Here is a 20,593-nt window from a genome sequence, read left to right on the forward strand (position 1 = left end):
CTTCCTATCTCCCGTGCACCCGGGGCCCAACACCCCCCACTACGCCCGCCCCCCCCGCCGCGGCTGGCGGCCCGCCGTACGGCGGCCCGCCTCCTCGCGTGCGGGGCCGTTTCCCCACCGCGCGGGCCTGTTCCGCACCGACGTCCCCGCCGATCGGACGGCGGGGAGCACAGGCCGCGCGGCCGGGGGCGATCGGCGGCCGGCCGTGTGGGACGGGCGATCGCGGGCAGGGGGGTCCAGAGCCCGACCGACGCCGACGAACGGAGAGACCGTGCAGCCCCCCGACACCGCGCGGCCGGGACGGCCACCGGCGGCGACCTGCGCGCTCTCGCGGAGGATCTCCCGGCGGGCGTGCGCCGTGCGGGAACAAACCGCGCCGCCTGACGTTATTGATACTGGTGCGCCGAACCTCGAACGCCGCGCCATCCCAAGACCGAAATGACGACTCCGTGACGGAGGAGGTGTGCTCATGCCCCGAACTGCCGCGGCGACCTCGCCATCGCGCGAGGCGACCCCGACGACGCTCGCTCAGGTCCTCGACCGAGGGCGAGCGCAAGGTCACCTTTCCCTCGCGGAGCTCCGCGAGGCGTTCTCGTCAGCGCAGATCAGCCCGGCCAAGGGTCGTTCGATCTTGCGCGAGCTCACCGAGGCCGGCGTGAGCCTGGCCGCGGAGAACGACGCCGCCCCTGGCGGCCCGGCGCGAAGGACCCGTAAGAGCACCGCAGTGAAGACTACCGCGAAGAGCGCAATGACACGCACCAGCACGACCGCGGACCCGGCGGCCACCGCCGAGGGCTCCGAGGGCACCATCACGACCCGCCGCCGCCACGCCACCCGCCGGACCACGCGCCCGGGCGGGGAGGCCGCGCCGGTCTCCCCCGCCCCGGCGGCGCCCGCGCCGTCCCGGCCCCCGGCGGCCGAGGAGACTCCCGAGCCCGAGGACGGCTGGAGCGAGCCGGACGAGAGCGAACTGCAGAACGAGCCGCTGGACCTGGACGACCAGTCCTCGGTCATGGGCGACTCCGTGCACACCTACCTCAAGTCGATCGGCCGCCGCACCCTGCTGACCGCCGCCGAGGAGGTCGAGCTCGCCAAGCGCATCGAGGCCGGCCTGTACGCCGAGTACAAGCTGGAGAACGACCCCTCCCTCAGCGCCGCCCGGCGCGAGGACCTCGAGTGGGTGGCCGAGGACGGCAGGCGGGCCAAGGACCACATGCTGGAGGCCAACCTGCGCCTGGTGGTCTCGGTGGCCAAGAAGTACACCGACCGCGGCATGGCCCTGCTCGACGTGGTGCAGGAGGGCAACCTCGGCCTGATCCGCGCGGTGGAGAAGTTCGACTACTCCAAGGGCTACAAGTTCTCCACCTACGCCATGTGGTGGATCCGGCAGGCGATCCAGCGCGGCTTCGCCGACTCGGCCCGCACCATCAGGCTCCCGGTGCACGTGCTGGAGATGCTGTCCAAGCTGTCGCGCATCGAGCGCGACATGCACCAGCGGCTCGGCCGCGAGCCCACCCCCGAGGAGCTGGCGGTGGAGCTGGACAAGACCCCCGACCAGATCGAGGAGCTGCTGCGCACCAGTCGCCAGCCGATCAGCCTCAACGCCACCATCGGCGAGGACGGCGAGACGACCATCGGCGACCTCATCGAGGACGTCGACGCCCCAGAAGCCTCCGAGGTCGTCGACCGGCAGCTGCTGGGCGCGGAGCTGCGCGGAGTGCTGGGCAACCTCACCCCCCGCGAGGCCAAGATCATGGCGTTGCGCTTCGGCCTGATCGACGGCAAGCCGCACACCCTGGACGAGATCGGCAAGCACCTCGGGCTCACCCGCGAGCGCATCCGCCAGCTCGAGAAGGAATCGCTGTCCAAGCTGCGCCACCCGAGCAACACCCGTCCGCTGCTCGACTGGGCCAGCTGACCGCTGCTCGATCGGTCCGGCCGGCCGCGGCGCCGGACCACCGGTCCGCCCGGCACACGCGCACGGCCTCCGCCCACCCGGGCGGAGGCCGTCGGCGTCTCAGCGGGTCAGCGCGCGGCGGCGAAGGGACGCGGCACGCGGGCGATGCCGGTCAGCCGGTTCTCCTCGCGCAGCGTGCGCAGCCGGTCGACCTCGGCGGTCCACTTGGCGCCCTCGGGCGTCGCGACGCCCTTGCGCCGGCGGATGCGGTCGTCGTAGGCCTTGACGCCGAGGGTGGCGCGCTGGGCGGCCTCGGCGGCGCGCAGCGCGTCGGTCAGCGCGCGGTCATAGGCGAGCCCGGCCGCCCGGAGCTCCTCGGCCCCGGCGCCGGCGGCCTGGGCGCGCCGCAGCCCGCCCTCGGCCTCGCGCGCCTTGTCCAGCAGCTTGGGGAAGCTCTTTCCGACCTCCTGGTCGGCGTGGTGCCTGACCTCCGCCTCCCGGCTCACGCTCGGACGGAAAAACGCCATCGCCTGCCCTTTCTCAGCACATCGCCGGTGATCCGGCGTTCCTCGCTCGCCATAGCGTACGCCGCCCGGAGCACCGGCCTCGCCCCGGCGTCCCCGAGTGAGGGCGGACGGCACGGCGCGGCGCCCTTTACAAAGTAAGCCATCGTCGGGATCATGCCTGGTATGCCAGCGAAGCGACCTCCGGTCCCCCTGTCCCGCGAGCGCATCATCGAGGCCGCCCTGCACATCGCCGACGGCCAGGGGCTGCGCCGCCTCACCATGCGACGCCTCGGCGACGCCCTGCAGGTCGAGGCGATGGCGATCTACCACCACCTGCCCCGCGGCAAGGAGGCGCTCATGGACGCCCTCGCCGAGCACGTCACCACCGTCACCGTCGAGCCGTCCGACGGGGGGTGGCGGGAGGTCGCCCGCGCCTGGGCCCACGCGGGCCGCGCGGCCCTGCTGGAGCACCCCGGGGTGCTGGCCCTGGCCCTGACCAAGCCGCCGCAGGGCACCGCGCTCATGGCGATCCGCGAGCAGGCCGAGCAACTGGCCGCCGCGGGGTTCGGCGACCCCGCCCGCGCCGCCCAGGCCGTGCGGACGCTGCGCGCGTACGTCATGGGCAGCGTCGCGGTGGAGATCCAGCGCTCCGGCTGGGCCGCCCCGCCGGAGGAGGCGCAGGACGAGCAGGACGGACGGCTCCCGGCGCCGGCGGCCACCCGGGCGGAGCCCGCCGAGGAGGCCGCGGCGGCGTTCGAGCGCGGGCTGGAAGCCCTGTTGAGAGGGCTTCCCAGCTCGTAACCGTTCGTTTATCTGTTCGGCGGCGAGTCGTGCTTGGACCGTTATCTCACCTGGGGCAGGCTTGTGTCGCAGGTCACAGCGCCGGATCAGCCTTCCGGGCCCCCGCGGACCCCCTAATCGAAGGATCCAAACCGTCCCAATGGGCTATGTCGTACGCGTGTGACCCGCAGCACACTTACTCTGTAGGTGTGCGTTAGCGCACACTGTCAACAGCAGAAGCGCTCGTCCCCGTTCGGCGGGGACATGGGGGAATCGGCGCGGGGCAGCGGTGCCTGGCGATGACGCCCCCGCGAGCCCCAGACCGAGAGAGAAAACCGGAGGCACGCCAATGTGCCCGCATGAGCCGTCCTGTCCGACCACCAACGCGCCGGACCGCGAAGCCGCCCGCACGATCGCGGCGCACCCCGAGCAGGGGTGGAGCCTGCTGTGCAACGGCATCGTGCTATTCGAGGACACCGGGGAGCTCCTGCCCGACGGCGCCATCATCGCCCCGCACCGTCCCACCGACCTGGCCATAAGCGCGGCCTGACCTTCACGCGAACCGGGGGCCGAGCCATCCGGCGACGACCTCGCCCACCCGGGCGGGGTTTCTGTTGAGGTCATGTCCCTCACCCGCGAGCACCACCAGGCGTGCAGCGTCCGCCTGATCGGGGACTCCGAAGCGATCACGGTCACCGCTGACCACCAGCACATCGACGCCCGCCTCGCGAAGCTCCTGCGCACGCGAGCGGCCCGGGTTCCCGGGCGGGTGCAGCGGGAAGGCCAGCGCCACCACCGCCTCCGCGCCGACGGCGCGCGCCGTCCGGCAGGCCACCCGCGCTCCGTTGCTCCTGCCGCCCTGCACCAGGGCCAGGCCGGGAAACCGTTCTCCGAGCGAGGCCGCCAGCGCGGTCCACGCCTCGTCCTGCCTGGCCGGCGACCCCGGAGCCCGGGCGCCCGCGACCCTGAACGGCTGCAGCACCCGCGCCACCGTGCCGCCGATCGCCACCACCGCGTCCCGGACGGCCAGCAGGTCGGGCGAGTCGACCCCGCCCGCCGACCCGTGGGTGAGCAGGAACAGGAACCTCGGCGCGGGCGCCTGGTCGACCTCCACGATCGCCGCCCCCCGCGGCGTCATGATCCGCATGGCCGACACGGTACTCGGGGACCAGCCCTCTACTTCTCACGGGGGATGTCGCCGCCCGGTGTCTGTGCCAGATTAAGGGGGTGCCGGATAATTCATTGCCCCGTGACGAGCTTCGCGCCACCGTGGAGGCCCGCCGGGACCTCGGTTCCGACTACGAGCAGGCGCTGATCGAGTCGTTCCTGGAGAAGATCGACTCGACGATCGAGTCCCGGGTGCGGGCCGAGGTGGCCGCGCAGAACGGGTACCCCCTCCAACCCGGCCCCGGCGGGCCGTACGCGGCGCCGCATCCCGGCCCGGGCAAGCAGCCCAGGCAGGTCGACGCCACGATCCCGATCGCGCTCGGCTCGCTCGGCATCGGCATCCCGCTGACCGCGATCGCCGCCGGGCAGGCCGGGCCCGCGGGGCTGTTCCTGGCCTGGACCGGCATCATCATGGTCAACGTCGCCGCCGCCGTCGGCCGCAGACGCCGCTAGCCGTACGCGGTCACCAACCCGGTGACCCGGTGAGTTCGGCCGACCGGCCGGTCAGCGCGCCGGCAGGGCGGCGCGCACGGCTGCGATGGCCTCCTCCTGCGAGGCTCCCAGATCGCTCGCAGCCCGGACGAACTCCTCGGCCGTCAAGCTGAGGCCTGGGCCGGGGCGGCTACTGGGAGGGGGCGGTGTCGTCGCGGGTGAGGCGGAGGCGCACCTGGTCGGCCACCGTCTCGTCGGGGTGGCCGAGCCCGTACGCCCACACCTGCTCGGCGTCGGCGTCCCGCCCGCGCAGGGGCAGCGTGCGGGCGAGCAGTTCGACGGCGAGCGCGACGCCGTCGGCGTCGCCGTCGCCCTCGGCGGCCGCGGCGAACTCCCCGCAGGCCATGTCGAGGTGGGCCATGCCGAGCAGCACCCGCAGGCGCCCGGGGTCGGCCACCTCGGGCAGCTCCAGGGCGTCGAGGAGCAGGTCGGCGGCCTCGCCGGGCTGCCCGTCCTCCAGCAGGTACTCGGCCAGGCGCTGGGCAGCCTCTGAGCAGGCTCGCGGGTCGCGGGTGGCCAGGGCGGCGCGCAGCGCCGCCTCGGCGGCGCGGTCGTCGCCCTGGGCTTCGGCGATGCGGGCCAGGGCCAGGTGTGCACCGGGCAGGTAGGCCGGGGTGCCGACGCCGATCACGGCCTGCCAGGCGGCGCGGGCCTGGTCGGCCATGCCTTCCTGCTCGAACCCGCGCGCCAGGTGGCAGGCCGCCTGGGCGGCGTACTCGGGGTGGCCGGTGGCCAGGGCCGTGCGCGCGGCCGCCCTGGCGCCGGTGAGGTCGCCGCGGCGCTCGAGGACCAGGGCGAGGCCGACGGCCGCCTGGGCGCGGTCGGCCTCGCGCTCGTCGGAGGCCAGCGCGGCGAAGATCTCGGCCGCGGCCTCCAGTTCGCCGCTCTCGGCGAGCCTCCGCGCGTCCTCGATCCGCCGGCCGGACTCGACCTCGTGCGCCGCCATCGGGACCTCTCCTCCGCCTCGGAAATCCCGGCCTCGCGACGCGGGCGCGCCGTCGCGCGCGACATATTATGCCGATCCAGGCGGAGCCTCGAGGGCGGTCGCTCAGTCTTCGTATGCCTCCAGCGGGGGGCAGGCGCAGACCAGGTTGCGGTCGCCGTAGGCCTGGTCGATGCGGCGGACCGGCGACCAGTACTTGTCCTCCCGCAGCGACGGCAGCGGGTAGGCCGCCTCGGCGCGGGTGTAGGGGTGCTTCCAGTCGTCGGCCAGCAGGCACGCGGCGGTGTGCGGGGCGCCGCGCAGCGGGTTGTCGGCCCGGTGGTAGCGCCCGGAGGCGACCTTGGCGATCTCCTCGCGGATGGCGACCATGGCGTCGACGAAGCGGTCCAGCTCGGCCAGGTCCTCGCTCTCGGTCGGCTCGATCATCAGCGTGCCGGCCACCGGGAAGGACATGGTGGGGGCGTGGAAGCCGTAGTCGATGAGCCGCTTGGCGACGTCGTCGACGGTGACGCCGGTCTCCTTGGTGATCGGGCGAAGGTCGATGATGCACTCGTGGGCGACCAGGCCCTCGCGGCCGGTGTAGAGCACCGGGTAGTGCGGGGCCAGGCGCCGGGCCAGGTAGTTGGCCGACAGGATGGCCTGCCCGGTGGCCGCCTTGAGGCCCTCGGCGCCCATCATGCGGATGTAGGCCCAGGAGATGGGCAGGATGCCCGCCGACCCGTACGCCGCGGCCGAGACGGGCCCGACGGCGCCGTCGGCGCGCTCTCCCAGGGGGTCGCCGGGCAGGTAGGCCGCCAGGTGCGAGCGGACCGCCACCGGGCCGACGCCGGGACCGCCGCCGCCGTGCGGGATGCAGAAGGTCTTGTGCAGGTTGAGGTGGGAGACGTCGGCGCCGAAGGACCCGGGCTTGGCCAGGCCGACCAGCGCGTTGAGGTTGGCGCCGTCGACGTAGACCTGGCCGCCTGCCTGGTGCACCCGCTCGCAGATCTCGGTGATGGTCTCCTCGTACACCCCGTGGGTGGAGGGATAGGTGACCATGATGGCCGCGAGCCGCTCGCTGTGCTTGTCGATCTTGGCGATCAGGTCGGGGACGTCCACGTTTCCGTCGTCGTCGCAGGCCACGACCACCACACGCATACCGGTCATGACGGCGCTGGCGGCGTTGGTGCCGTGCGCCGAGGACGGGATGAGGCACACGTCGCGCTCGCCGTGGCCGTTGGCCCTGTGGTAGGCGCGGATGGCGAGCAGCCCGGCGAACTCGCCCTGGGATCCGGCGTTGGGCTGCAGGGAGACCGCGTCGTAGCCGGTGACCTCGGCCAGCCAGCCCTCCAGGTCGCCGATCAGGCGCAGGTAGCCCTCGACCTGATCGGCCGGGGCGTAGGGGTGGACGCCGGCGAACTCCGGCCAGCTGATGGGCTCCATCTCGGTGGTGGCGTTCAGCTTCATGGTGCACGAGCCGAGCGGGATCATCGACCGGTCCAGGGCGATGTCCCTGTCCTGGAGCCTGCGCAGGTAGCGCAGCATGGCGGTCTCGGAACGGTGGGAGTGGAACACCGGGTGCGACAGGTAGCCGGTGGTGCGCAGCAGCCCGGCGGGCAGGGCGTCGGAGGCGGAGGTGTCCACGTCGTCCAGCACGACCCCGGTCACGCCGAACGCCTCCCAGACGGCCTGGAGGTGCGCGCCGGTGGTCTTCTCGTCGCAGCTGACGCCCACGTGGTCGGCGTCGGCCAGGCGCAGGTTGACGCCGCGGTCCAGGGCCGCCGCGACGACCTCGGCGGCGCGGCCGGGGACACGGGCCAGGACGGTGTCGAAGAAGTCGTCGTGGACGACCTCGACGCCGCCGTCGCGCAGGCCGGCGGCCAGCACGGCGGCGTGCCGGTGGGTGCGCTGCGCGATGCGCCGCAGGCCCTCGGGGCCGTGGTAGACGGCGTACATGCCGGCGATCACCGCGAGCAGCACCTGCGCGGTGCAGATGTTGCTGGTGGCCTTCTCCCGGCGGATGTGCTGCTCGCGGGTCTGCAGGGCCAGCCGGTGGGCGGGGCGCCCGTCGGCGTCCTGCGACACCCCGACCAGCCGGCCGGGCATCTGCCGCTGGAGCCCTTCGCGCACGGCCATGTAGGCCGCGTGCGGCCCGCCGAAGCCGAACGGGACGCCGAAGCGCTGGGAGGAGCCGATGGCGATGTCGGCGCCCAGGGTGCCGGGGGCCTCGACCAGGGTCAGGGCCAGCAGGTCGGCGGCGGCGACCACGAGCGCGCCGCGGGCGCGGGCCTGGGCGGCCACGGCGCGGAAGTCCTTGAGCCGGCCTCCGGCGCCGGGGTACTGGACCAGCAGGCCGAACAGCTCCCCCTCCGGCAGCCCGGCGGCCAGGTCGGCCTCGACCAGCTCGATGCCGAGCGGCTCGGCGCGGGTGGCCAGCACCGCCTTGGTCTGCGGCAGGGCGTCGGCGTCGACGACGAACACCGGGGACTTGGCGCGGCCGGCGCGGCGGGCCAGGGTCATCGCCTCGGCGGCGGCGGTGGCCTCGTCCAGCAGCGAGGCGCCGGCGACGTCCAGCCCGGTCAGGTCGGACACGACGGTCTGGAAGTTGAGCAGGGCCTCCAGGCGGCCCTGGGAGATCTCCGGCTGGTAGGGGGTGTAGGCGGTGTACCAGCCGGGGTTCTCCAGCAGGTTGCGCCGCACGACCGCCGGGGTGATCGTGTCGTGGTAGCCCAGGCCGATCATCGAGGTGGGCACCTGGTTGCGGGCGGCCAGGGCGCGCAGCTCCGCGAGCGCCTCCTCCTCGCTCGCGGCGGGCGGCAGGTCGAGCGGCTCGCCGGAGCGGATGGCGCCGGGGACGGCGACGGCGATCAGGTCGGCCACCGAGGCGTAGCCCACGGCCTCCAGCATGCGGGCCTGCTCGGCGTCCGACGGGCCGATGTGCCGGGTGGCGAAGGGCGGTGCGAAGAGGTCGCGAAGCGGTGACCGATCGGTCATGGGGCCCTCCTACAAGGGGTAGAGACCGGCGCTGAGCGCGCGCGTATGCCGGATCTCCCCCTCTGTCAGCGCGACATCCTCATCGCGACCTGAGAGCTTCATCCCCTTGCGGGGGATTTGCACCGTCGGTGAGACACGCCTGGCGGGCACGCCTACTTTCCAGAGTCGCCTCGCCTGTGCGGTACGTGGGCCTGAGAGATTCCGGGGAGGTTGCTCCTTCGGCGCCCGGGGTCACCCGCCGGCGCCGCAGGTGGTGCGGTGCCGGCCCGTGCCCGGGTCTCTCCCGCACAGGGTCAACAGCTTTCCCGGTAATCGTACCGTCCCGCCCCGAGTAGGGAGTTACCCCTACATTTCGGGATTTGCCATGTTTTATCCCTGTAGGGCGGGTATGTAGGGACCCCGACCACCCCGTAGATCTTCTGGGATATGTGCGACAGCCCCCGGCCCTCCTCAGCGGAGGGAACCTCCCCGTCCCGGCCCTCCGGCCTCAGCCCGTCTTGCGGGCCTTCCTGCGCTTGGCCAGCTCGTCGCCTGGGTGGTCCTCCAAGGAGTCCCGGCCGGCCGGCTCCGCGCGTTCCCCCGGCAGCTCCGCCAGGGAGCCCTCGACCTCGCGCCACACGCCGCCGAGAGCGATGCCGAACACGCCCTGGCCGCCCTCGAGCAGGTCGATCACCTCGTCGGCCGAGGTGCACTCGTAGACGCTCACCCCGTCGCTCATCAGCGTGATCTGCGCCAGGTCGTTGACCCCGCGCTCGCGCAGGTGCTGGACGGCGGTGCGGATCTGCTGGAGCGACACCCCGGTGTCCAGCAGCCGCTTGACCACCTTGAGCACGAGGATGTCGCGGAAGCTGTACAGCCGCTGGGATCCCGACCCCTGCGCCGCGCGAACCGACGGCTCGACGAGCTGGGTGCGCGCCCAATAGTCGAGCTGACGATAGGTGATGCCGGCCGCCGAGCACGCCGTCGGGCCGCGGTATCCGACGTCGGCGGGCAGAGACGCCGGCCGCTCGTCGAACAGCAGGCCCTGCTCGCCCGCGCGTTCCCGCGCCGACTGCCGCTGGACTGGATCGTGCTGGCCGGCCGTCTTGCCCTCGCCGCTGCTGACCGCCACTGCGGACCTCCGGCTTCCTCTCATCCCACGGTCTGATCTGGGGGTTCGTGAATTACAACCGTGGGTTCCCTTGCACCGTAGGACTGGCGCGATGCTCAGTCAACGATCCCGCCCGGCGCGTCGTGAAGCGTAAATGCCCGAAATGGCTAACCCGCACGGCCGAAGTCCTCGGGCGTGATCGTGTCAAGGAACTCGCGGAACTTCTCGACCTCGTCCTCCTGGTCATCGGGGATGATCACACCGGCCTCGCGCACGACGTCCTCGCTCGCGAAGATGCTCGCACCGGTGCGCAGCGCCAGCGCGATCGAGTCCGACGGCCGGGCGCTCACCTCCACCCCGTTGGAGAACACCAGGTCGGCGAAGAAGATTCCGTCACGCAGCGCGACGATGTTCACCGCCGTCAGCCGCACGCCCAGAGCCTCGATCACGTCCTTGAACAAGTCGTGGGTGAGCGGCCTGGGGGGCGGCTCCTCCGCCTGAGCCAGCGCGATGGCCGTGGCCTCGGTCATCCCAATCCAGATCGGCAGGTATCGCTCGCCCTTGGCCTCCTTGAGCAGGACTATGGGCTGGTTGGAGGGCATCTCGACGCGGACCCCCACGACCTCCATCTGCAACACAGGCTGCTCCGTCTCATCGGGTCGCCGCCCCGCTCCGGGCCCGTTCCCTCGCGGCTCTCGGCTCGCGGCGTGACCATCGCCGCAAAATTCAACGTAACATCCCCGCACCCCGAAATGTCCGGGCGGCTCCGTCAGCGGCCCAGAATGCCGCGCAGGCCGGTGCGGACCAGGGCGGTGTGCAGGTCCTGCAGCAGACCGGACAGCTCTCGCGCGGTCTCCTCGGCGCGGCCGGCGGCGCCCGGCGCGCGGCGCCGCAGCAGCGGGGCCACGGCCTGCTCGACCAGCCCCGCCTCCCGCTCGGCGGCGGCCTTGAGCACCCGCAGGTGGCGCGGATGCAGGCCGAACCTCGCCAGCGCGCCCGAGGCGCGGGCGACGGTCAGAGCCTCGGCGTCGTACCACCGGGCCACCGGGGTGAGCAGGCCGAAATCCTCCAGCTCGGCGAGGGTCTCCTCCTCCAGCCCGGCGGCGGCCAGCAGTTCGGCGCGGCTGAGCCGCACCTCGGCCACCGGCGCCTCCCCGCCCACGGCGCGCGGGCGGTTGGCGCCGTCGGGACCGGCGGTGTCCAGGTGGTCCTTGATCACGCGCAGCGGCAGGTAGCGGTCGCGCTGGGCGGTGAGGATGTAGCGCAGGCGCTCGACGTCCGCGTGGGTGAACTTGCGGTACCCCGAGGGGGAGCGCTGGGGCTCGATGAGCCCCTCGCCCTCCAGAAAGCGGATCTTGGAGACGGTGACGTCGGGGAAGTCGGCCCGCAGGACCTCGAGGACCTCCCCGATGCTCATGAACGCCCTCGCCGCCTGCGCGCCCATCACCGCACCTCCTCACCCACGCGTGAGGAACACCAGCCGGAACTTGCCGATCTGGACCTCGTCGCCGCCCGACAGCGGCAGCTCCTCGATGCGCTCGCGGTTGACGTAGGTGCCGTTGAGGCTGCCGACGTCCCGGGCGGTGAAGTAGGCGCCCCGCCGGTAGAACTCGGCGTGCCTTCGCGAGACGGTGACGTCGTCCAGGAAGATGTCGCTCTCGGGATGACGGCCCGCCGTGGTGAGATCGCTGTCGAGCAGGAAGCGGCTCCCGGCGTTCGGCCCGCGCATCACCACCAGCAGGGCCGTACCGGGCGGCAGTTGCTCGACCGCCGCCCGATCGGGGATGAGCGTCTGGCCCGTCGCCTCGCCGTCCATCGCCTCGATCCCGCTCAGGGAGATCGTGGAGGTGGTGTCCCCCGGCGTGTTCTCGACGCGGCTCAACGGCGACCCGCACCGTGAGCAGAAACGGGCGTCCTCAGGGTTGGCATTCCCGCACTGAGTGCAGTAGACGCTCGGCATCGATCGGCTCGGCCTCCTACCGCGAAGTCGCGGCGACGGTGCTCTGGGCGGCGTGCCTCGGATCTTCGCTTCTCATGGTTGCTCAGACTGCGAATGCCGCAACTTACGCTGATGAGTCGCAAAGGTCAAGATGAGGGCAGGCTCGCGGGTTCGGACATGCTTGTGACGCAGGCTCACTCGGGTCTGGCAGGCGGGGGGCTCGCTCGGATTCACGGCGCTCGCCCCTCGTTCTGCTGTCGACTCGGCTCGCCGCGCCGGTCCAAAGTTACCGTCCAGGCAGCCCTCCGGTCCATGCGCCGCGCCGTTCGAATGTGACCCGAATCGCTGGTTTCGCGGCAGAACGTCGCCCGTGGTCAGGTGCCGACGGCGTGCTCCACGACCCGCGCCCAGCGCTCCAGGAGGCTCTGGGCGACGTCCAGGTCCTCCCCCTCGGCCCACAAGTGCGTCACGGCCTCGGTGGGGTCGGGCAGGATGAGGGCCCAGCCGCCGTCCTCCTCCACCACCCGCACGCCGTCGGTGGTGTCCAGGCGGTATCCGTCGGCCGCCTCCACGACCGACCGCATGACCGCCCCCTTGGCCGCCCAGGGCGTCGGCACGGTGCGCTTGAGCATCTTGGCCTGCGGGATGCGGGCGTCGATCTGGCTGAGCGACAGGCGGGTGCGCGCCACCAGGCCGAGCAGGCGCAGGAACGCGGCCAGGCCGTCCACCGTGGGGGCGAACTCCGGGACGATGAACCCGCCGCGCCCGTCGGCCGCGAAGATCAGCTCGGGGTCGGCCGCCGCCGCGGTCAGGGCGTCCAGGGCCGTGGAGGTCCACTCCACCTGGGCGCCGTGGAAGCGGCACACCTGCTCGGCCACGCGGGTGGTGGTCACCGGCAGCGCGACCCGTCCGCCGCGCCGCTCGGCGGCGACCAGGTCGAGCACGACGAGCTGGGCGCGCTCCTCGCTGATGAGCTGGCCCATCTCGTCGACCAGCGAGACGCGCTCGCCGACCGGGTCGAAGCGCACGCCGAACGCGGCACGGGAGGAGGCGACCAGCTCGGCCAGGCGCTGCAGGTCCCTGCGCCGCTCGGCCAGCGTCTCGGTCGGCGAGGCGTCGTCCAGGCGGTTGTTCACGGTCAGCACGTCCACGCCGACGCGGCCGAGCAGGCTCGGCAGCACCAGGGAGGAGGTGCCGCCGGCGCAGTCGATGACGACCTTCATCTCGGCGTCCCGCACGCCCGACATGTCCACCCAGCGCAGCAGCTCGCGGGTGTAGTCCTCCACCGCGCGGGCCGGGAAGCTCAGCTCGGCGATCTCGCCGGGAAAGGCGCGCCGGAACTCCTGGCGGGAGAAGACGCGCTCCAGCTTGCGCTGGGCTCCCTGGGACAGGTCGGCGCCGTTCTCGTCCATGAAGATGATGTCGACGCTCTGCGGGTCGCCGGGGGTGGTGCGCAGCGCGATGCCGCCCGAGGCGGTCTCGTTGGAGGTGTGGAAGCGGGCCACCGGCAGCGGCGCGGCCTCCAGGTCCAGCACGTTGATCGCGCTCGCGGTGAGCGCGCTGATCACCGCCCGCTTGAGCGCGCGGGCGGCCCGCGAGGAGTCGCGGGAGGTGATGACCGAGGCGCCCTTCTTCAGGGTGGTGGCGTAGGCGCTGGCCAGCCGCACGCACAGCTCGGGGGTGATCTCGACGTTGACCAGCCCGGAGACGCCGCGCGGCCCGAACAGGCTGCGCTGGCCGCGCGACTCCCAGATGACGCTGGTGTTGACCACCGCGCCGGCCTCGATCGTCTTGAACGGGTAGATCTTGACGCCGGAGGAGACGTAGGCCTCGGCCTCGATGACGCACTCGTCGCCGACGACGGCGTTCTCCTCGATGCGGGCGCCGGTCATCACGTCGGTGTTCTTGCCGATGACGCAGCCGCGCAGGTGGGCGCTCGGCCCGATGTAGACGTTGTCGTGGACGACGGCGCGGTGCAGGAAGGCCCCCTCCTTGACCACGACGTTGTCGCCCAGCACGGTGTACTCGCGCAGCTCGGCGCCGGCCTCGACCTTGGCGTAGCCGCCGATGTACAGCGGGCCCTTCAGGACGGCGTCGGGATCGACCGAGGCGCCCTCGGCCACCCAGACCCCCGGCGAGAGCTCGAAGCCGTCGGCGTCCAGCCGCACCCGTCCCGACAGGGCGTCGGCCTGGGCCTTGAGGTAACTCTCGTGGGTGCCGATGTCCTCCCAGTAGCCGCCGGCGACGTAGCCGTACAGCGGGGCGCCGCGGGCCAGGAGGCTGGGGAACACATCGCCCGACCAGTCGACCGGCACGCCGGGGGCGACCTCGTCGAGCACCTCGGGCTCCATCACGTACACCCCGGTGTTGACGGTGTCGGAGAACACCTGGCCCCAGGTGGGCTTCTCCAGGAAGCGCTGCACCCTGCCGTGCTCGTCGACGATGATGATGCCGAACTCCAGCGGGTTCGGCACCCGCTTGAGGCCGATGGTGACCAGGGCGCCGTTCTCCTCGTGGAACCTGATCATGTCGGTGAGGTCGATGTCGGTCAGCGCGTCGCCCGAGATGACCAGGAAGCGCTCGTCGCGCAGCTTGTCGGCGGCGTTCTTCACGCTGCCGGCGGTGCCGAGGGGGATCTCCTCGGTGGCGTAGTGCAGGCTCATGCCGAGCTCGTCGCCGTCGCCGAAGTAGTTGCGCACCAGGGCCGCCAGGAACTGCACGGTGACGACGGTCTCGGTGAAGCCGTGGCGCCGCAGCAGGCGCAGCACGTGCTCCATGATCGGCCGGTTGACCACGGGGAGCAGCGGTTTGGGCTGGTTGGCGGTCATCGGCCGCAGCCGAGTGCCTTCCCCGCCCGCCATCACGACGGCCTTCACAGATCACCCTCCGGCTGTCTCGTCACGGTGGGCACACGGTCAGGCCCGCGCGGGCACTCGCCGCCGGGACCCGCCGGGGCGCGCCCCACGACCACTCATGCCCGGCTCGCCCCTCCGATGAGCCGTCGCCCCTGAACCACGTACAGCGCCCCCGCCCACCAATACAGACCTGTTCCCCATATGGCAAAGGCCCATCCCATGATCCGGGCCATGTCGGCGTACCAGCCGTCGTGGGAGGCCAGGAACAGCAGCGGGAAGGCGTACAGCAGGCAGGCGGTGGCCGCCTTGCCGAGGAAGTGGACCGGCAGCGCCGGGCCGAAGCCGTGCCTGCGCAGGATGGGCACGCCGAGCATGAGCACCACGTCCCTGCCGATGATCAGCGCGGCCAGCCACCAGGGCATCACCTCGCGCAGGGTCAGGCCGATGAGCGTGGCCAGGATGTACAGCCGGTCGGCGACGGGGTCGAGCAGCCGGCCGAGCCTGCTGGTCTGGTTCCACGCGCGGGCGAGCTTGCCGTCCAGCCAGTCGGAGAAGCCGGCCAGCATGAGCAGCACCAGCGCCCAGCCGTCGGCCTTGGGCCCGAGCACCAGCCACAGGAAGACCGGCACGCCGAGCAGCCGCAGCATGCTCAGGATGTTCGGAACCGTCCAGATGCGGTCCTCCGCCGATTTCACCCGTGACTCTCCCCTCGCGAACCTGGTGCCGACCCTACCCGGGCGCGACGGCGAGCGGCGGCGGGGGCGAGCCGTGCCGTCCGGGCGCGGCGCGCCTCGCGGTGGCCGTATCGTGGGGCCGCGGTCCTCCGCGCCGCCCAGGCGGCGAGACGGGCATATTTCCGGCAAAGACGGCATCCTCCTCAAGGCGGAGATGGCATCCTCCAGGGGACCATGAGATCGGCCGGACGGCGGAAGCGAGCGGACCGTTTTGGGGCTTAATGTCAGTGCCATGGCCAACGATGCAGCACTGTTCTTCGGGCAGTTCGTCAAGGCGCCCGGCACCACGGGGGCGGTGGCGCCCAGTTCGCGCCGCCTGGCGCGGGCCGTCTCCGCGCCGGTGCCCGAGCGCGGTGACCCGGTCATCGTCGAGCTCGGCCCGGGGACGGGCGTGTTCACCGAGGAGATCCAGCGGCGGCTGGACGGCCGCGGGCACCATCTGGCCATCGAGATCAACCCCGCGCTCGCCGCTCGGCTGAGTGACCGCCACCCCGGCGCCAAGGTCATCGTGGCCGACGCCGTGACCCTGCCCGGCCTGCTCGCCGAGCACGGCCTGGACCGCGTCGACGCGGTGGTCAGCGGCCTCCCCTGGGCGGCGTTCCCGGCCCGGCTGCAGGACCGGCTGCTCGGCGCGATCACCGAGACGCTCGCCCCCGACGGGGCCTTCACCACCTTCGCCTACGTGCACGCCCGCACGCTGCCGCCCGCGATCCGCTTCCGCCGCCGCCTGCTGGAGGCGTTCGAGGAGGTCGTGCCCAGCCGCACCGTCTGGGGCAACGTGCCGCCGGCCTTCGTCTACCACGCCCGCCGGCCGCGCCGCTGACCCACCGCTCCCCCGGCCGCGCCGTCCGCCCGCTCGCCCGCGCGTGGGCGGCGCGTCCCGCCGATCATCCTGTTCCCGCGGCGCGGCCCCCTCGCCCGCGCACCGAACGGCGTTCTACCATGGGCGGCCGACGGGATAGGAGTGATCAAGGTGGACTTCACGCTTCCGGAGAGCGCCCGCGAGGTCCAGCGGGGCGTCGCCGCGATCTGCGCGCGCTATGACATGGACTACTGGCAGCGCTGCGAGGCGGAGAAGCGGTGGCCCGAGGAGATCTGGGCCGAGCTGGCCAAGGGCGGCTGGCTCGGCCTGGCGGTGCCCGAGGAGTACGGGGGCGGCGGCCAGGGCCTGCTGGAGCTCGCCGTGGCCACCGAGACGCTGTCGGCCTCCGGCTCGGCCGGCGGCTCGGCGTTCACCTACGTGCTGACGCCCGGCTTCGGCGCGCTGACCCTGGCCCGCCACGGGACGGCCGGGCAGAAGGCGGAGCTGCTGCCCAAGCTCGCCACCGGCGAGGCCGAGACCTGCTTCGCGCTCACCGAGCCGGACGCCGGGTCCAACTCCCTGGCCATCTCCACCTTCGCCCGCCGCGACGGCGACGAGTACGTGGTCAACGGGCAGAAGATCTGGATCACCGGGGTCCAGCGGGCGAGCCGGATGCTGCTGGTGACCCGCACCATCCCCGCCGCCGAGGCCAAGCCCCGCACCAACGGCCTGACGGTCTTCCTGGTGGACGTCCCCGAGGCGGTGGCGGCGGGCAGGCTGTCCTACCGCCCGATCCCCAAGATGGGCGCCAACACCACCCCGTCCAACATGGTCTTCATCGACGACCTGCGCCTCCCGGCCACCAGCGTGGTCGGCCAGGTGGACCAGGGCGCCCTGGTGCTGTGGGACATCCTCAACCCCGAGCGCATCCTGCTCGGCGCGAGCGCGCTCGGCGGCGCGGAGGTGGCGCTGCGCGTGGCGGTCTCCTACGCCAAGGAGCGGGAGGTGTTCGGCCGCCCCATCGGCGCCAACCAGGCCATCGCCTTCCCGCTGGCGCAGGTCAAGGCCAAGATCGAGCTGGCCCGGCTGATGCTCTACAAGGCGGCGTGGCTGTTCGACCGGCGGCTGCCGTGCGCCACCGAGGCCAACATCGCCAAGCTGGCCGCCTCGCAGGCCGCGTGGGAGGCGGCCGACCACGCCTTCCAGACCCACGGCGGCATGGCCTACTCGCTGGAGTACCCGGTGGCCCGGCTGCTCGCCGACGCCCGCGTCGGCCGGGTGGCGCCGGTGACCGAGGAGCTTCTGCTCAACTACCTGGCGACGCAGGTCCTCGGCCTGCCCCGCAGCTTCTGACGCCCCACAGGCGCGCTTCCGACGCCCTCCGAGTTCGCTCGCCGACGCCGCGGCGCCCCCACAGGGGCGTCAGGGCATGGCGGCCTCGACCAGGGCGTCCACCAGGCGGTTGTCGTCAGCGCGCTCGGGGTGCCACTGGACGCCCACGCAGAACCGGTGGCCCTGGAGCTCCACCGCCTCGATGATCTGGTCGTCGGCCCAGGCGATGGCCAGCAGCCCGTCCCCGAGCCGCCGCAGAGCCTGGTGGTGCGGCATGGCCACCTCGATGCGGTCGCCCACGGCCTTGCCCACCTTGCTGGACACGCTGACCTGCAGGACGTGCGGCGCCGAGGCGGCGTGCCGCTCGTGGTGCACCGCGTCGGGCAGCCACGGGATGAGCGTGCCGCCCAGCGCGACGTTCAGGATGTGCATGCCGCGGGCCACGCCGAGGACCGGGATGCCGGCCTGGATGGCCGCCCCGGCCAGCGCGATCTCGAACCGGTCGCGCCGCGGCTCGGGCTCCTCCACCCGCTCCTCGCGCTCCTCGCCGTAGGAGGCGGGGTCGACCTCCACTCCGCCGGCCAGGATCAGCCCGGACAGGCCGCGCACGTAGCCGTCTATCGCTCCCAGGCTCAGCGGGGGGATCAGCACCGGGGCGCCTCCGGCCTTGTCCACCGCCTTGGCGTAGGCGGGAGGCGACAGCACCGCCTCGCGCACCCAGGTGCCCCAGCGGGCGGCGTCGAAGTAGGTGGTGATACCGATCAGTGGTCGGGACATGCGGTCTCCAGGGGCTCGCGCAAGGTCGTACCGCTGAGCCGCAGCGGCACCCAGCCCGTTTGCAGTGGCGCACCCATCATGGCGCACAACATTTCGGGTATGTCACGTATCCCGGTATCAGTCACGTCACTTCCGCATCTTCTGTCCCGTTCGCCCCATCAGTATCACGCAGGACCGTCCGGCGGGGGTCATCCTCGCGCCGGCCGGCGACCACCGTCCGGTGGGGACGCCACGGAGCCGCGGAGCGGGACGCACGGGTCTTGACCAGGCTTGTTCGGTCACCAGGAATGGCAGGTAAAAGTGAATGCGACTCCTTTTCATATCTCTTCCCCTATTTCCGGATCGCCGATTACGGGTAATCACTCATCGATTACGAACAGTTCCCTTTCACGTCACCTTGTGGTGAAACGGTTGTGAGGCTCATGTGGGAATGGAAGACTCCATTTCGAGCGATCGGACGCGCCGGGGCCGCCGGACGCTCACGACCCGGACCGTCTGGGAGGTGGAACAACAAGATCGGCTAGAAATCCGGTCATTTAGGGTGGCGTCAAGAAATGTCGTTAAATCCGCGTCTCATCAAGGAAAGCTTCTCCGCCATCGAGCCCGTCATGGGCAGGGCCGTCGCCTACTTCTACGGGCGGCTGTTCGCTGAGAGCCCGCAGCTCCGGTGCATGTTCCCTCCCGCCATGGACCTCCAGCGGGACCGGCTGTTCGCCGCGCTCACCCGCATCGTGTGGAGCCTGGACAGCCCCGACAGCCTGGGGTCCTACCTGGGGCAGCTCGGCCGGGACCACCGCAAGTACGGCGTGCTCGCCGAGCACCACACCGCCGTGGGCAACGCGCTGATGGCGACGATCCGGCGGTTCTGCGGCGACGCCTGGACCACCGAGGTCGAGGCGGCGTGGGTGGCCGCCTACACCACCGCGGCCAACATCATGATCGAGGCGGCGGAGGCCGACGCCGGGGTCTCCCCCGCCTGGTGGCTGGCCGAGGTCGTCGACCACGAGCTGCGCACGCCCGACATCGCCGTGATCACCCTGCGCCCGGGCACGCCGATGACCTTCGTCCCCGGACAGTATGTGGACGTGCAGGTCGCCCGCTGGCCCCGGGTGTGGCGCAGCTACTCCATCGCCAACGCGCCCCGTCCGGACAACACCATCCGGCTGCACGTGCGCGCCGTGCGCGGCGGCTGGGTCAGCACGGCGCTGGTCTCCCACACGCGCATCGGCGACACCGTGCTGCTCGGCCCGCCGGTCGGCACCATGACCCCGCCCCGGCAGGACCCCCCGCGCGACATCCTCTGCGTCGCCGGCGGCACCGGCCTGGCCCCCGTCAAGGCCATCGTCGAGCACGTCATCGCCTCGGGCCTGCGCCCCAACATCCACCTGCTGTACGGGGCGCGCACCGCCGCCGAGCTCTACGACCTGCAGGACCTGATCCGCATGGAGGCCGGCTACCCGTGGCTGCGGATCCTGCCGGTGGTGTCCGGGGACCCCGCCTACGACGGCATCCGCGGGCCGCTGCCCGACGTGGTGCGGCGCTTCCACTCCTGGGCAGACCACGAGGTCTACGTCTGCGGGCCGCCGGCCATGGTCGAGGAGACCGTGCGCCGCCTGCAGCACGACGGCGTGCCCCCGGCGCGCGTCCACCGCGACCCCGGCCCGGCCGAGGGACGGGCTCCTTCGCTCCGCCAACCAGATACGGCAGGAGGATACGGACGAACCGATCGACCAAATCCCGCGGAGCCCGGCGAGCACCCGCACAACGTGGCACGATGATGCCGATCCGCGCGCAGCGGCCGACCACGTCGATCGGGCCACCACGCCGGCCGGGGGACCGGCGATGGGTGCCCGGCACCGCGAAAGGAAGGGGCGATCATGCGGCGCACGCTGCTCGCCGCCGTCACCCGGCGGTCCTGTCCCCCCGGCTCCACGGCCCTCCTCATCGTCCCGGCGGCACCCTGACTCCCATGGCCCGACCGGTCACGCTCGTGACATTCGTGCTGCCGAGCACGCTGTGGCACTGGGGCGGCGGAGCGAGCGAGGTGCGCGTCTTCGCGGTCGCCGGCTCCGGCGAGGAACGGCCGACGCTCGGCGCGGCGCTCACCACCCTGCGCCGCACCCACCCCAAGCTCGAACGGCGGCTGTGCGACGAGTACGGCGGCATCCGCCGCCACATCAGCATGTTCGTCTGCGGCGAGAACGCCCGCCGCCTCGGCGGCCTGTCGTGCGCCTTACCCCCGGGAGCCGAGGTCTACGTCCTGCCCGCCTTATGACCGCGGCCGCGAAGGCGCGCGCGGCCCGGCG

At 72.4% G+C, this 20,593-nt stretch carries 19 protein-coding genes and 1 riboswitch; of the genes, 8 read left to right on the forward strand and 11 right to left on the reverse strand.

Going from position 1 to position 20,593, the window contains the following annotated elements; all coding sequences use genetic code 11:
* The first annotated feature begins 469 nt into the window (after positions 1-469).
* Positions 470-1,918, forward strand: coding sequence for an RNA polymerase sigma factor (locus tag ACWEN6_RS29320; RefSeq protein ID WP_354920659.1), 1,449 nt, complete (start codon positions 470-472; stop codon positions 1,916-1,918).
* Between the two features lie 107 nt (positions 1,919-2,025).
* Here the strand turns inward: ACWEN6_RS29320 and ACWEN6_RS29325 are convergent, their stop codons facing one another.
* A complete protein-coding gene (locus tag ACWEN6_RS29325; RefSeq protein ID WP_354846526.1) occupies positions 2,026-2,403 on the reverse strand; it encodes a hypothetical protein in 378 nt (125 codons plus the stop codon).
* A 183-nt stretch (positions 2,404-2,586) separates the two neighbouring features.
* Between ACWEN6_RS29325 and ACWEN6_RS29330 the strand changes: the two genes are divergently transcribed.
* Entirely contained in the window at positions 2,587-3,204 is a 618-nt protein-coding gene (locus ACWEN6_RS29330) for a TetR/AcrR family transcriptional regulator (RefSeq protein WP_354920662.1), read from the forward strand.
* A gap of 328 nt (positions 3,205-3,532) precedes the next feature.
* Positions 3,533-3,733, forward strand: coding sequence for a DUF5999 family protein (locus tag ACWEN6_RS29335; protein WP_354846532.1), 201 nt, complete (start codon positions 3,533-3,535; stop codon positions 3,731-3,733).
* Positions 3,734-3,736: 3 nt separating this feature from the next.
* Here the strand turns inward: ACWEN6_RS29335 and ACWEN6_RS29340 are convergent, their stop codons facing one another.
* Positions 3,737-4,330, reverse strand: a complete 594-nt coding sequence (locus ACWEN6_RS29340) for an alpha/beta hydrolase family protein (protein ID WP_354920666.1) — start codon at positions 4,328-4,330, stop codon at positions 3,737-3,739.
* An 80-nt stretch (positions 4,331-4,410) separates the two neighbouring features.
* Here ACWEN6_RS29340 and ACWEN6_RS29345 point away from each other — a divergent pair, with 80 nt between their 5' ends.
* Positions 4,411-4,803 (forward strand): hypothetical protein, encoded by a 393-nt coding sequence (locus tag ACWEN6_RS29345; protein ID WP_354920669.1) that lies wholly within the window; start codon positions 4,411-4,413, stop codon positions 4,801-4,803.
* Positions 4,804-4,972: 169 nt separating this feature from the next.
* On the opposite strand, the gene ACWEN6_RS29350 is transcribed toward ACWEN6_RS29345, so the two are convergent.
* The 8 genes from ACWEN6_RS29350 to ACWEN6_RS29385 form a co-directional block, all read right to left on the reverse strand.
* The gene (locus ACWEN6_RS29350) at positions 4,973-5,788 is read right to left on the reverse strand and encodes a hypothetical protein (protein WP_354846541.1); all 816 of its coding nucleotides are present in this window, start codon (positions 5,786-5,788) and stop codon (positions 4,973-4,975) included.
* A gap of 102 nt (positions 5,789-5,890) precedes the next feature.
* Positions 5,891-8,758: an aminomethyl-transferring glycine dehydrogenase gene (gcvP, locus tag ACWEN6_RS29355; RefSeq protein WP_452574727.1), complete on the reverse strand. Its 2,868-nt coding sequence runs from the start codon at positions 8,756-8,758 to the stop codon at positions 5,891-5,893.
* A 169-nt stretch (positions 8,759-8,927) separates the two neighbouring features.
* Positions 8,928-9,054, reverse strand: a riboswitch (glycine riboswitch).
* 191 nt (positions 9,055-9,245) lie between these two features.
* Positions 9,246-9,869 (reverse strand): MerR family transcriptional regulator, encoded by a 624-nt coding sequence (locus tag ACWEN6_RS29360; protein WP_380828746.1) that lies wholly within the window; start codon positions 9,867-9,869, stop codon positions 9,246-9,248.
* Between the two features lie 146 nt (positions 9,870-10,015).
* Entirely contained in the window at positions 10,016-10,486 is a 471-nt protein-coding gene (locus tag ACWEN6_RS29365; RefSeq protein ID WP_354846547.1) for a bifunctional nuclease family protein, read from the reverse strand.
* A gap of 131 nt (positions 10,487-10,617) precedes the next feature.
* Positions 10,618-11,292, reverse strand: a complete 675-nt coding sequence (ftsR, locus tag ACWEN6_RS29370; RefSeq protein ID WP_452574729.1) for a transcriptional regulator FtsR — start codon at positions 11,290-11,292, stop codon at positions 10,618-10,620.
* A 12-nt stretch (positions 11,293-11,304) separates the two neighbouring features.
* Positions 11,305-11,808, reverse strand: coding sequence for an FHA domain-containing protein (locus tag ACWEN6_RS29375; protein ID WP_354846552.1), 504 nt, complete (start codon positions 11,806-11,808; stop codon positions 11,305-11,307).
* A 353-nt stretch (positions 11,809-12,161) separates the two neighbouring features.
* Positions 12,162-14,663, reverse strand: coding sequence for a mannose-1-phosphate guanyltransferase (locus ACWEN6_RS29380; RefSeq protein WP_354846555.1), 2,502 nt, complete (start codon positions 14,661-14,663; stop codon positions 12,162-12,164).
* 95 nt (positions 14,664-14,758) lie between these two features.
* Positions 14,759-15,337 (reverse strand): CDP-alcohol phosphatidyltransferase family protein, encoded by a 579-nt coding sequence (locus ACWEN6_RS29385; protein ID WP_354920678.1) that lies wholly within the window; start codon positions 15,335-15,337, stop codon positions 14,759-14,761.
* 271 nt (positions 15,338-15,608) lie between these two features.
* Between ACWEN6_RS29385 and ACWEN6_RS29390 the strand changes: the two genes are divergently transcribed.
* Together ACWEN6_RS29390 and ACWEN6_RS29395 are read left to right on the forward strand one after the other, a co-directional pair.
* On the forward strand, positions 15,609-16,199 hold the full coding sequence (locus tag ACWEN6_RS29390) for a class I SAM-dependent methyltransferase (protein ID WP_354846561.1): 591 nt from the start codon (positions 15,609-15,611) through the stop codon (positions 16,197-16,199).
* A 150-nt stretch (positions 16,200-16,349) separates the two neighbouring features.
* Positions 16,350-17,531: an acyl-CoA dehydrogenase family protein gene (locus tag ACWEN6_RS29395; RefSeq protein ID WP_354920681.1), complete on the forward strand. Its 1,182-nt coding sequence runs from the start codon at positions 16,350-16,352 to the stop codon at positions 17,529-17,531.
* Between the two features lie 69 nt (positions 17,532-17,600).
* On the opposite strand, the gene ACWEN6_RS29400 is transcribed toward ACWEN6_RS29395, so the two are convergent.
* A complete protein-coding gene (locus tag ACWEN6_RS29400) occupies positions 17,601-18,287 on the reverse strand; it encodes a gamma-glutamyl-gamma-aminobutyrate hydrolase family protein (RefSeq protein WP_354846566.1) in 687 nt (228 codons plus the stop codon).
* A 554-nt stretch (positions 18,288-18,841) separates the two neighbouring features.
* Between ACWEN6_RS29400 and ACWEN6_RS29405 the strand changes: the two genes are divergently transcribed.
* Positions 18,842-20,065 (forward strand): globin domain-containing protein, encoded by a 1,224-nt coding sequence (locus ACWEN6_RS29405; protein ID WP_354920684.1) that lies wholly within the window; start codon positions 18,842-18,844, stop codon positions 20,063-20,065.
* A gap of 191 nt (positions 20,066-20,256) precedes the next feature.
* The gene (locus tag ACWEN6_RS29410) at positions 20,257-20,562 is read left to right on the forward strand and encodes a ubiquitin family protein (protein WP_354846572.1); all 306 of its coding nucleotides are present in this window, start codon (positions 20,257-20,259) and stop codon (positions 20,560-20,562) included.
* Positions 20,563-20,593 lie beyond the last annotated feature (31 nt).

This window comes from Sphaerisporangium sp. NPDC004334 (genome assembly GCF_053602655.1).